Source organism: Bifidobacterium vansinderenii, assembly GCF_002234915.1.
In the GTDB taxonomy this organism is placed as follows: Bacteria; Actinomycetota; Actinomycetes; order Actinomycetales; family Bifidobacteriaceae; genus Galliscardovia; species Galliscardovia vansinderenii.
Genome location: NZ_NEWD01000049.1, coordinates 1 through 12,576, shown reverse-complemented (window position 1 = coordinate 12,576; position 12,576 = coordinate 1). Strand labels below are relative to the sequence as shown.

At 59.6% G+C, this 12,576-nt stretch carries 12 protein-coding genes; 5 read left to right on the top strand and 7 right to left on the bottom strand.

Features of this window, described 5'->3' with window-relative positions; all coding sequences use genetic code 11:
• The 5 genes from Tam10B_RS12580 to Tam10B_RS12560 all read left to right on the top strand — a co-directional run.
• Window positions 1–736: DUF881 domain-containing protein (locus tag Tam10B_RS12580; RefSeq protein WP_233133727.1), on the top strand; the 736-nt coding region annotated here is incomplete at its 5' end.
• On the top strand, window positions 736–1,068 hold the full coding sequence (locus Tam10B_RS12575) for a small basic family protein (RefSeq protein ID WP_093961576.1): 333 nt from the start codon (window positions 736–738) through the stop codon (window positions 1,066–1,068). The genes Tam10B_RS12580 and Tam10B_RS12575, both read left to right, overlap by 1 nt.
• 78 nt (window positions 1,069–1,146) lie before the next feature.
• Window positions 1,147–1,905 carry a DUF881 domain-containing protein gene (locus Tam10B_RS12570; RefSeq protein ID WP_093961579.1) on the top strand — a complete coding sequence of 253 codons (759 nt, stop codon included), beginning with the start codon at window positions 1,147–1,149 and terminating at the stop codon, window positions 1,903–1,905.
• A 4-nt stretch (window positions 1,906–1,909) separates the two neighbouring features.
• Window positions 1,910–2,350, top strand: coding sequence for an FHA domain-containing protein (locus Tam10B_RS12565; RefSeq protein ID WP_093961575.1), 441 nt, complete (start codon window positions 1,910–1,912; stop codon window positions 2,348–2,350).
• Window positions 2,351–2,474: 124 nt separating this feature from the next.
• A complete protein-coding gene (locus Tam10B_RS12560; protein ID WP_093961574.1) occupies window positions 2,475–3,173 on the top strand; it encodes a MerR family transcriptional regulator in 699 nt (232 codons plus the stop codon).
• 919 nt (window positions 3,174–4,092) lie between these two features.
• Here Tam10B_RS12560 and Tam10B_RS12555 read toward each other — a convergent pair.
• From Tam10B_RS12555 to Tam10B_RS12525, 7 genes are all read right to left on the bottom strand, one after another.
• On the bottom strand, window positions 4,093–4,812 hold the full coding sequence (locus Tam10B_RS12555; protein WP_093961573.1) for an HAD hydrolase-like protein: 720 nt from the start codon (window positions 4,810–4,812) through the stop codon (window positions 4,093–4,095).
• A 103-nt stretch (window positions 4,813–4,915) separates the two neighbouring features.
• On the bottom strand, window positions 4,916–5,263 hold the full coding sequence (locus Tam10B_RS12550) for an RNA polymerase-binding protein RbpA (RefSeq protein WP_093961572.1): 348 nt from the start codon (window positions 5,261–5,263) through the stop codon (window positions 4,916–4,918).
• A gap of 90 nt (window positions 5,264–5,353) precedes the next feature.
• On the bottom strand, window positions 5,354–7,948 hold the full coding sequence (locus Tam10B_RS12545; protein WP_093961571.1) for a DEAD/DEAH box helicase: 2,595 nt from the start codon (window positions 7,946–7,948) through the stop codon (window positions 5,354–5,356).
• Window positions 7,948–9,006 (bottom strand): diacylglycerol/lipid kinase family protein, encoded by a 1,059-nt coding sequence (locus Tam10B_RS12540; protein ID WP_158214221.1) that lies wholly within the window; start codon window positions 9,004–9,006, stop codon window positions 7,948–7,950. Before Tam10B_RS12540 ends, Tam10B_RS12545 begins: the two co-directional genes overlap by 1 nt.
• Window positions 8,990–9,313, bottom strand: a complete 324-nt coding sequence (locus tag Tam10B_RS12535) for a hypothetical protein (protein ID WP_093961569.1) — start codon at window positions 9,311–9,313, stop codon at window positions 8,990–8,992. The genes Tam10B_RS12540 and Tam10B_RS12535 overlap by 17 nt, the downstream gene beginning before the upstream one ends.
• A gap of 81 nt (window positions 9,314–9,394) precedes the next feature.
• Complete coding sequence (locus Tam10B_RS12530; protein WP_093961568.1) at window positions 9,395–11,317, bottom strand: helix-turn-helix transcriptional regulator; 1,923 nt, start codon at window positions 11,315–11,317, stop codon at window positions 9,395–9,397.
• A gap of 137 nt (window positions 11,318–11,454) precedes the next feature.
• Window positions 11,455–12,576: UTP--glucose-1-phosphate uridylyltransferase (locus Tam10B_RS12525; RefSeq protein WP_143248658.1), on the bottom strand; the 1,122-nt coding region annotated here is incomplete at its 5' end.

Sequence of the window (12,576 nt, the reverse complement as noted above, 5' to 3'; positions counted from 1 at the left end):
GGTCGTCCAGGAACAATCACCCGCCATGACCTGGATCACCAAAATCCTCACCTTCATCTTCTGCGTCATCGTCGGCATATCAGGCTGCGTCATCGTCCAGGAACTCCACATGAACACCCGGCAAAAAGTACGCCAGGAACTCGCCAGCCAAGTCGCCACACGCAACGCCGAACAACACCAACTCGAATCCGACGTCGCCACCCAACGCTCACAAATCGACACCCTCACCCAAACCCTCAACACCGGAAACACAAACTCCCAAACCACCAAAGACGCCATAGCCAACGGCACCATAGCCGTCCAGGGCAGCGGCATCACCGTCACCCTCACCGACCCCATCGCCGCCGAAGACCAAAAAGGCGACCTCCCCAGAGACAAAAACGGCCACATCATCCGCGTCGTCTCCGACACCGACCTCCAAGCCTTCATCTCCCAACTCTGGGCCTCAGGCGCCGAAGCCATCGCCATCAACGACGTCCGCATCGGCGTCCAATCATCCGTCCGCGTAGCCGGACAAACCATCCTCGTCGGCGTCACCTCCGTACAAAGCCCATACAAAATCCAAGCCATCGGAGACCAGACCGCGCTCGCGGACGCCGTCGGCAAGAAGAACAACGCCGACCTGTACCAGTCGCTGAGCGACGTGGGCATTTACCCGGATGTCTCGAAGTCGTCTAAGCTGTCATTGAAGGCCTCGGGTGCGCCCGACCTCAAATACGCGAAAGGGGTGAAGTGATGCCGGCAATCATCGGACTCATCGTGGGCATCGTCGTGGGCATATTCATCAAACCGGACGTGCCGATAGCCCTGCAACCGTACCTGCCGATCATGGTGGTGGCTGCCATCGACGCGCTACTCGGCTCGGCGCGCGCATACTTCGAACGAAGCTTCTCCGACCGTGTCTTCGTCATCTCCTTCCTGTCCAACGTCGTCACCGCGGCGCTGCTGGTATTCCTCGGCGACCAGCTCGGCGTCGGATCCCAGCTGACCACGGCAGTGATCGTCGTGCTCGGCATCCGCATCTTCTCCAACGTGTCGGCCATCCGCCGCTTCATCTTCCGAGGCTGATACCCGATGAGACAGATCCAGCACGACGGGGGAAAGACCCCCCAGAAACCGGCGTTCAAACGGTTCTGGCACCAGGAGATGGCCGACGAGCTCAACGACGACCTGTCCACGGGCACATTCCCCCAGGTCAAGAAACGCCCGCCGAAGACCAGACGATCCGGCCGAGCCAAGATCCTCACATCGATCCTCATGACCCTGCTCTGCGCCCTGCTCGGATTCGGCTACGTCACCCAGCTGCAGAACTCGCAGTCGTCATACTCCACCCTCAGCGAGGACGAACTGGTACGACTCCTCGACGAAACCAGCAAACAGATCGACAACCTGGAAAGCCAGAAGTCACAGCTGTCCGAACAGCTCAAATCCATCCAGTCCGCCGCCGACAAGCAGAAGGAAGTCGAACGCGTGGCCAAGGAAAACGAGGAAAGCAGCGGCATCCTCTCCGGAAGACTCCCGGCACAGGGGGAGGGCGTCGTCATCACCATCGGACAAAAGGACAAGCACATCCCCGCATCCACCATGTTCACCCTGATCGAGGAACTCCGCAACGCCGGTGCCGAAGTCATGGAATTCGACGGAGTGCGCGTCGTAACCAGCACATCACTGATCGACACCGAAAACGGACTCAACTGCAGCGGCCAGAACGTGGAACCACCATATGTGATCAAAGCCATCGGCGACCCCTCATCACTGCAGAACGCAGTACAGATCGCCGGCGGAGTCGGCTCCCAGCTACGCGTAAAATACGACGCCGGCGTAACCGTCAAACAATCCGACAACGTACAAATCGACTCCGTGAGACAATCAACCGACTATAAGTACGCCAAGACTGTAGAATAGAACCATGACTGATCCGATTCCTACCGCCGGAGAAACCACCATCATCGGTATCCCGGCCATCCATATTCCGATTACCACCGCAGGGGACAGGCCCCTCACCCAGCAGGACCTCGACACCATCGCCCGACTCAGCGACGACTCCGCACTGCTGATCTCCACCCGCGGCGCAGTATCCGGATCCCGCTACCTACTCGACGAAGACACCGTCAACGTAGGCCGCGACCCGCGCGCCGACATCCTACTCGACGACTCCACCGTCTCCAGAGCACACGCCATCTTCCACCGAGCCAACGGCCAATTCACCGTCCAGGACGCAGGCTCACTCAACGGAACCTACGTCAACCGCCAGCGCGTGGACGAAGCCGTACTCCACAACGGCGACGAAATCATGATCGGCAAATTCCGACTCGTCTTCTTCACCAAATCAGCCGTTGTGACCGCCTGACCGACAAACGGCCACAACCCAACGGCCAAACCAACACACGGCACTCCCATATACAACTCCCTCCCACGCGATGATCTAAACTGGATACCGCAGTCCAATTCAGCATCACGCGGGAGGGACTTCAATGACCGAAGACTCCACCAACACCAGCCCCACGATCCGACTCCGTCTGCACGTCCCAACGAAGGAACCAACAGACACAACACCACAGCACGCCATCCAAGGACAACTATTCGACACAGGGGAGTCCACACACACCACAGGATACCGGGGGAGCACCGCATCCAAAATCGCGGGAATCACCTACCGACAACTTGACTACTGGGCCCGCAAACACATCATAGAACCCTCCATCCAACCATCACACGGCTCAGGAACACGCCGACTCTATGCCTTCAAAGACATCGTGATCCTGGCCGTCTCCAAAAAACTCCTCGACGCCGGCATCAACCTCCACAACATAACCACGGCAATCAACTGCCTCATGCAACACACCACCAACGAACTCGAACACATCACCATACTGTGCGACGGACAAACCGTATACGAATGCACAACCGACGAACAAGTAATCCAACTCGTCCGCAGCGGACAAGCCATATTCGGCGTCTCAGTAGGATCACTATGGCACCACACCAAAAACGCACTACAACACGAAGAACCCATAGCGCTCGCCGACACAAAACCCACATTGGACCACAACAAACCACTCGACGACATCACGGCACGACGACTGCACCGCCAACAAGAACTACTACGATCCGCCGAACACTCACGAACCATACGCCTCAACGAAACCATGAGAGAAGACCTCGAAGCCTGACACAGAAGATCCCAACACAGGGGAGAGGCAACACCATAGAGACCAGAGACGACACACGCTTACAGGCGACAAGCAGACACATATCGACGCACATGGACAGCGACGAACCACAGTCTCAGCGCAAACCATGCGAGACCCCGCCCCAACCCCGAAACGACCAAACCCGAACACGGGACAGGCGCTCGCGGACGTGCCGTTGTCGTTTGGACTGTGCACGACCACATCTTTTTGGTGTGCAATAGAGACAAGTCTATAGTATAGACCCTTCCTAATCGCAGGCGCTGCCTTCCAAGATGGGCCTCAAAATCACACTCCGGTCTTTCTCATTCAAAACGCCAGGAATGCAGGATTCTCAGTAGGGTAGAGGGCTATGAAGAAGGAAGTGCGGTCTACGTGGATAAGGTCTAAGGTCGCCGCGTCAGGAGTGTCGTCTTGTTTTCCTAGGGGTGCGGCTTCGAGAGATTTACGTGTGCATGTGCGTATATGAGAGGGCGATCTTCTTGGTGTGCGCGAAGCGGCTTTGTATGCTTATGCGTCAGGTATGCGTCAGGACGCGTCGCGCACCGCAATGGTCTTGCTGTCCGTGTGTACACGGCGATCGCTGTGCGGGCCGTTCAACCGCAGTCGTCGTCGCGGCGGTGGTTTTAAGACCTAGGGTGGATCCTCGAAGACACGGGAGCATCCAGTGGTATTCAGTATTCGGATTCCGGCGATCGGGGAATGGCCATAAAGCCAATCTGACATAACGTACATTATCGGTAATAAATACACGTGGGGAGAATACACAAAGACGCGCGTACCTCCATGGCTTTATCATTTCGACACGCGCGTCCTGCAGGGTTCTCGTCATTCCGTTGTCCGACGAGAACGTCCGCGATGGGCCGGATGCAACGTCGCGTTGCGTCTCCGGCTTCCTCGGTCAGTCGGCGAAGTACTTCGTCACGGCGTCGAACAGCTGATCGACGGTGTCGATGATCAGCGTCGCCTTGTGGTCTTCGAGTTCGTTCGGCTCGGCATAGCCCCAGCGGCATCCGATCGATCCGATGCCCGTCGCCGTGGCGCCGTCCATGTCGGTCCAGCGGTCGCCGACCATGACGGCCTTGTCGCCGGCCGATTCGTCGTAGCCGATGTTCTCGAAGCAGTATCGGATCACCTGGTCCTTGTCCAGTCGCGACGTGTCCATGCTGGCGCCGTACACGCCGTCCACCATGCCGGTCAGATGGAAATGCTCGCATACCGGGATGGCCTGCGGTTCGGGCTTGCATGTGGCGATGGCGAGATAGTAACCGGCCTCGCGCAGCTTCGCCAGCTGTTCGGGAATGCCGGGATACACGGTGTTGAACAGTCGTCCCGGAACCTTGTTGCCCGGCTCGTTCGGGTCGTCGAACACCGCGGCGTCGGAATAGTAGTGACGATAGACCCTCACGGCGCGGTCGAGTTCCTCCCCCGCCGGGATGCCGTTGCGCTGGAAGGATTCCATGATCGACGGACCGATGAAGCGATGCAGCTCATCGTCGTCCGGCACCGGACGTCCCAGCTCCTCGAACGCCTTGGTCACCGAGGCGATGATGCCGGGATCGGACTTGGTCAGTGTGCCGTCAAGATCAAGCAGAACAACATGCGACGGATGGCTGATCATGGGAACTTCCTCTCTGTTTGTTGGTTTGCCATAAGTTTGTTAATTGATCGATCAAACAAAATGCCCGGCCACGGAGTGATCGTGGCCGGGCAATCTGGTCCGTTTACTCGTAATCCGGGATCCACCCCTCGCGGTGCATCTTCAGACGCTTGTCGAGCAGCTCCTTGAGCTCCTCCTCGCTGCGACGCTCCAGCAGCATGTCCCAGTGGGTGCGAGTCGGCTTGGCGATCTCGTTCGCCTCCGCATCCTCGGCGCCCTCGCGATGGGCGGTCAGACCGCAACGGCACTCCCACTCGGCGGGAATCTCGGCGCCCTCGGCCAGCGGCAGAATCGTACGGTGACCCTTCGGGCATACATATGCCACATCATTGCGTGCGGCGAAATCGACGTTGTCATCGGATTCCAGTGATTTGGCACCGATGCTCATACCACGAAGCGAGCGTTCAGCCATGCTAGTTCCTCCTGTACCTGTACAACCGTATCCACGCTACAAAACAGTGCAGACCTTGAGATTATTCCCGGTTCTCCCCCACCTGGCACGTCAGTCGACGCCCGAATAGGCCACAATACCGCGATTGATCAGAGCCGCGGCCTGACGCGCGGTCTCGGCCACATCCTCGCCGTCGACGGCGAGATACGGGCCCGTCTGCGCCACCTGACCAAGGATGTCGGCCAGACGCTTGCAGGTGCGGACGAAATCACCGCCGGTCATATCGCTGTTCTGCAATACGACGGACAGATCACCGCCCTTGGCCCACGCATAGGCGATGTCGACCATGCCGAAATCCAACTGCCGTGGAGCATCCAGTTCGGCATCCTCGCAGATGGCGTTGATGCGCGACCATATACGCTTGGCCTGCATCGCCACATGCTCCAGAGAACCAGGATAGTTGCGAGGCTCACCCGAGCCGCCACGACGGGCCTCATAGACGAATGCGCTGCACAGCGCCGCCACTTCGGCGGGCTTCAGATCGGCGAACAGACCCGACACCAAACATTGGGCCAGCACCAGATCAAGCTCGCTATACAGCCGACGCAGCAGCTGGCCGCGTTCGGTGAGCACATAATCGGCCGGGCGGCCATCATGCGCATCGGACTCCCCCGACGATGGCACGCCTTCCAGATATCCCAGATTCTCAAGGATCGAGCAGATCGCATCGAACCGACGGGCGACCGAACCGGTCCTCGAATCATAACGATGCTGCACGCGCTCCAATTCACGACTCTCACGCATCCACCGATGTCCCCACCGCATATGCTGAGCCAGATCGGGGCAGGAACGGCACGGATGGTCGCGATCCTCCTCACGAAGCTCGGCGATGCGACGATCCAGATCGCGGAACGCCTGCGACCGCTCCTGCTCGGAACGGAAATTGCGATGCTTGAGCGCCTTGCGTTCACCTCGCTCCAGATCGGTAAGTCGCATACGCACCTGCAGGAAATCGCGGAAGTCTCCCCGATCGCAGACGAACGCACGCTCATATCCGTCCAGAGCGGCGCGCAGCGTGACGATCTGCGACTCCAGAGTCTCCGCCGACTCGTTGGCCTCCCACTGGGCGAAGGAATGATCCAACGTGGCGCGGGCGGTACGATAATCGCTCGAATCCAACAGATTCACCGCCATATTGAACGTCGGACGGAAACTCGAATGGAGCGGATACACGCGCTTCGACGACAATGCCGCCGCTGTAGCCGCCTGGAAATCACGATGATCAACCACCACCGCATGGCCGATGGAATCGATGCCGCGCCGGCCCGCACGTCCCGTCAACTGGGTGAACTCCCCCGGCGTCAGCGGCACATGACCGGTGCCATTGAACTTGTCGAGCTTCTCCACCACCACGCAACGCGCCGGCATATTAATACCCAACGCCAGCGTCTCGGTGGCGAAAACCACCTTCACCAGACTCTCCTCGAACAAACGTTCGACAATCTGCCGGAACAAGGCGATCATGCCCGCATGATGCGGAGCAAACCCCTCCTCCAACGCAAAACGGAAATTAGCAAAATGCAGCGTACGCAACTCATCCCGAGTCAACTGTCCATCAACCATCTCATCAACGATCTGACGAATGCGACGCGCCTCCTGCGGCGTCGTAAGCTCAAGACCAGCATTAATGCACTGCTGCACCGCCATATCACAGCCATTGCGGGAGAAAATGAAATAGATGCCGGGCAGCAGATCGAGATAATGCAACTCGTCAACCACGGCCCACCGCTTCGGCGTATACCGCTGCGCACGGGACTCACGCCGATCGGAACGTCCCCCACGACCACGACCATGAGAGCCCCCACGGCCGCCAATACGCCGTTCGGCAATCCGATCCAACTCAGAGATACGCGACACCAGATCAGGATTAAGCTGCGAACTCGTCGCCGAACGATACAGATCATAGATCTCCGGCTCATGACGCTCATCACGCTGCACCATCACATGCTGCTCCAACGGCACCGGACGCCGCTCCGACACCACCAAAGCGGTATCACCCCTCGTCGACTCGATCCACGCGGAAAAATCCTCCACATTGGACACCGTCGCAGAAAGCCCCACCACACGCACCTGACGAGGAAGATGAATGATGACCTCCTCCCACACCGGTCCACGGAACCGGTCGGCAAGATAATGCACCTCATCCAACACCACATACCGCAACGCGGTCAACGTAGTGGACTGCTCATACAGCATGTTGCGCAACACCTCGGTGGTCATCACCACGATGTCCGCCTCCGAATTGATCGACGTGTCACCAGTCAGCAGACCAACCTTGTCCTGACCGTACAACTCAACCAGATCATGGTACTTCTGATTGCTCAACGCCTTGATCGGCGTGGTATAGAACGCCTTGACGTTCCGCTCCTGAGCCAAAAACACGGCAAAATCCGCGACAATGGTCTTGCCCGCACCGGTCGGCGCGGCGACGATCACATTATCCCCCGCCTCCAAGGCGTTGATCGCATCAAGCTGGAAGTCGTCAAGCGGGAAATCCAACGTCTGCGCGAAACGATGCGCAGCGCTCGCGGAATGCCGCTGGCGCTCGCGGAATGCCTGGTAGCGTGCGGCGGGACTATTAGGCTGCAGCGCTTCGCCGGACTCGTTGGTGTCGTTGTCGTGCCTGTGTCGATGACGTCGTGCCATCAGCGTTCCTCCCCCATGTGACGATTGTCTTCAACGGTGTTCCAGTGCTCCCGTACCGTGGGCGGTACAAGCAGTCGCAGTGCCTTGCCGTGCGCATCCACCGTGACCGGCAGCGTACCGATGCACTCGCCGTCAGACATCAGCACCGGCGGGGTCTTCCCCTCATCGGTGGCTCTGATCGTGATCGAACGAATGCGCTGGTAGCCGATCACCGGTTCATCGAGGTGTGCACCGCGATACGCTTTGGCGAGGATGCGCAGCGCCTCCGGCGCCGTGGGCAGCCACTTGGCCCACAGCATCTCCAGAAGACCGTCGGCCAGATCGGAATCCGGCGACGCCTGAATGCCGCTGCCGATGTACGGCGCGTTCGCCACGGCAAGCAACGGCGTCAGCAGATCGTAGTCGTTGACGGAATGATCCTCGTTGACAACCGACACGTGGAATCCGTAGTTGCCCACGCGCGACGCCTCCCGGATGCCGGCCTCCAAATAGCGCAGCGTACCCAACGGCAGCCTCGATTGGTTCGCGCGATCGTTGATGGCCGCGTCGATCGAACAGTTCAGCATGCCGGCGAAGAACGTGTCGATGCGATGCCCTCCATCCTCCGGGGAACAGGCATGGCCAAGGTCGAGCACGATCGTCGAATCATACGACAGCGCTGCGGCGATGCCTTCGGCGCTGGTCTCGATACGGCTGATCGGCAGTTCAAGACCTCGTGCGAAATCATTGCCTGAACCGCATGCGACGATACCGAGCGGGACGTCGCAATCGGCGACGGCGTTGACACCGATCGATACCATGCCGTCACCGCCGACGACGACCAGCGCCGTCGCATGGGTGATCGCACGGCAGGCGTTCTCCAAGGACTCCTCACGACTGTGCCCGGTGATGTCCACCACCCCGAAGCCATGCTGTCCGCAGGCTTTTCTCAATGCGGTGATCGCCTGCGTGGCCGTGCGCGCTCCACGCCCGTTATCGGCCTCGGGATTGGTCAGCACCGCCACGATGCCGCGCCGATGCGAGCTGCCCCTGTTACCGCTGTCAGCGGGCGAGATCATTGAACGTCTTCCAACGCTTCCAAACGGCGGCATGTCTGCTCCTTGTTTCCTCCTGATGCCTGATTACCGCGGAATGCGCGTCGGCATACCGATCTGCCGACACTTCAAGCGGTAGGACAAACGACGGCGTCTCCACCTCTTTGGGCGTCGGTTCCTGTTCAAGACGGGTGAACACATTGGCGATACGGCCACCTGTCTCGTTGACGACATGCAACGCCGCCAACGCATGACGGATCGCATATACGGCTCCGGCGATCAGCATAACGAGAAGAAAGATCACCAGCAGTATCCAGACCCATCCCGGCATTCGTGCGTCTCCTTATCTTTCAGGGCTCAAATCAAATGGCCCATCATTCAGACTAATAGGTCCTCCTGATGGGCGAATAGGTCACTGTGCCGGCGACGACTGGTTGGGTGTGTTGTCGCCCAACGACAGCTCACGCGTGGCTCTGGCTGTGATCATGGAACGCAGCGTTCCCGGCGACACCGCCACGATATGGCGGGCATGCGCGATGCAGAACGCGACGAACCAGGAATCGGACGATACCGTCAGATACACTTTCTCGCCATTTCCGCACTTTTCCACACGGGCGTCCTGCAGCGAATCGATGAACGGCAGATCGGGCTTGTCGGTGATGAACGACGCCGCGGTGCCGTTGTCGAAGCTCCACTGACGCAACTCCGAAATCGGCACGTCAGGCACCTCGATCGGCTGATCGGGCTTGACGACGTCGGCTCGGCTGATACGTGCCAGACGCAGCACCTGCCAATCACGATGACGCTGGTCGGCGTCATCCGTCGCCGGAATGTTGAACGACGACTCGGTGGCGCCCTTCCAGACGGCCGTATAGTACACGCCCTCATCCACAAAGATCTTCGCCGGAGCGACAAGCTTCTCGCGGATACGACCGGCGCCATCGGTGTATTCGATGTTGAGCAGCGACTTGGAATGAATCGCGCTGTCCACGGCCTGGAAGCACTGTGGCTCCATTTCGTAACCGGTCAGCGACAGCCAGGGGGTCTCCCCCGGTTCCGTGTGCTCACGCAGACGGGCATACAGGGAACCAGCCTGACGGCGCGACTGCGGGGGCAGAAGCGGCGAATGGGCAAGATAGCTCACCGATGCGGTCAGCAGGCTCAGATACTGGGGAGAAATGCCGGCGAGACGTTCCAGTCCCAGGGAATTGGTGGCGCTGATGATGCCCTCGGCCTCAAGCAGCGACCAGTCGATGTCGAAGAACTGGCTGCCAGCCATCTCGCCGTCATCGGAGACCGTGGTCAGGGTGCCGATGTCCTTGCGGATCACGGCGACCGACTTCTTCAGCTCGTCTTCGTTCTTGGCGTGCCCGATAAAGCGTTCCGCCAGATCGGTCATGGGGAACTCCTCGCCGATATGGGCGGAGAGGAACAGCATGAGCCGAAGTCGGCGATCCACCTCGGAACCGGTCTGGAACGAGGCGCTCAGCGCCTTGCGTCCCTTCGACTTGCTCTTGGCGTCCTCGACGTCGGCGTTGTGGTCGGCCACGGCGGCTAGATCACGCCTCGCCTGAATCGCCTCCTCCGGATGATCGGCGGATCCCAACATGGTGGCCGCGTGCAGTCGACGGTTGAACGCGTCGGCGGCCTCCTGCGGACTGACAATAGAGGAACCGGGATGCTCGAGCACGAACATGGCGAGATCGTCAGAATCGGTGTAGGCCACGTTGATGTGCTCGCCGTCCACGTCCACGGTCGCGGCGAAGCGACGGGAGTCGATGACCTTCACCAGCACGTCGGGAATCGTCTGCGTGCCGAGACCGGGTGCGATGGAGTCCAAGCCAAGGCCAGGCACCGGCATCTGCGGTACACGCGGTGCGGTGCGGGAGACCTTGGCGTTCTCCTGCGACTCCATACGCTGCGAGGCGGAGGACAGCGAGATCGACTGCGCGAGATAGTTGGCGGCGGCGAGCACCGGAAGATCCTCCTGCTCGAAGCGCATGCGGATTCTCGGCTCGTCACCGAGCTGCAGGCGATATGACGCGAAATCCTGTCCTTCGGACTTCGAGGAGTATTCCGGCTGCCGGGATTCTATGGCGATTCCCATGGCGGCCAGCTTGGCGCGATCTCGCTGGAACTGCTTGGCGAACGCCGCCTTGGCCGCCTGATCGGCCAACTCACCATATGAATCGGCATATGCCTTGACTCGTTGGGCGATTTGGCGAGAAGTCAGCCATTGGGGGAACGCCGATGAAAGTACGGCCAGCACATCCAGCTCATGCTTGCCCCATTTATCGGAGAAACGGCGCCTTCCGTTTGAAGCTCCCTCAGCCATCTGTCCTCACGTCTCGTTAACGTTGATAGTTGTATGTAGGCGCAACAGCGCCTTTAGACATTCTACGGGTATTTCTTCATAAAACCATGGTTTTTATGAAAAATTATCCTGATGGGCGATTTCTCGCCCATCGTCATTTACAACCAATCATCCGGTTCGACGCCCAGAGGTCCGATGAATTCGCCGTTCGGCACGTATGCCGGATCTCCCTTGTCTTCGAGCAGCGCATCCGAGAAGCATTTCACATTCTGACCGAACGTCCAGTCACCCTTGACGGTGAAGGACTTGGCCGCGGCCAGAGACGGTACGCCGTACGGGAAACGCTCGTCGAAGTCGGCGATGTTCTTGTAGTAGCGGGGGTCGAGGTCGACCTCCGGGAAGATGTAGTTGCCATCCTCCATCTCGTAGGAGTCCGTCAGGTGGAAGCGGTCGGAGCGCATGATGAACAGATCGTTGGTCGTCTTCACCGGGAGGAAGCGCGGGCGATCCACCTCGATGCACGTGGCGCCGTCGAACAGCGAGATGGCCGCACCCATGGCGGTCTCGAGCTGAATGACCTTGGTGGTGGAGGAATCGGTGGGGTCCACCGTCTTGCGATTGCGGATGACCGGCAGCTCCAGCACGCCATTGGTGGCGGCGAGCTTCTCGCGAAGATCGCGTACGCGTACCCAGATATTGTTGGTATTGAAGTACGGGTGCTTGGCGATGTTGGTGGCGTCGGCCTTGTCGTCCGGATGCACCTGGCTCATCTCGCGCAACGAGAGACGACCGGTTTTCTTGTCTCGTACGATGTGGCCGCCCTTGCGGTCGGCGGGGGTCTTGTGCGCCACCTCGACCATGAACGGGGCGCCGGACTGGGCGAAGGCGCCGGCCAGAGTGGTGGACGGACGGGCACCCAGATTGTCGGAGTTGGAGATGAACAGGTATTCGATGCCGTGCTCAAGCAGGGAGTCCAGCAGACCGGATTCCCACAGCGTGGCGAACACGTCGCCGTGGCCCGGCGGGCACCATTCGAGTTCGGGGTTCTCCGGATGCTCTACGGGGGCACCGGTGGCGGCGTCGATCTTCGGCTCCACATGCTGGATGATCTCCATGGGGATGTCTTCCTGATGGAAGCGGCGGTTGTGGTGCAGCACGGCCATGGATTCCTTTGACGTGCGGAAGGAGTTCATCAGCGTCAGCGGCAGCTGCACGTTCTCGCGGGTGCGCGCCGTGATGACCTGGCCCAGAATGATGTCGAGGAAGCGCATGCGCTTCGC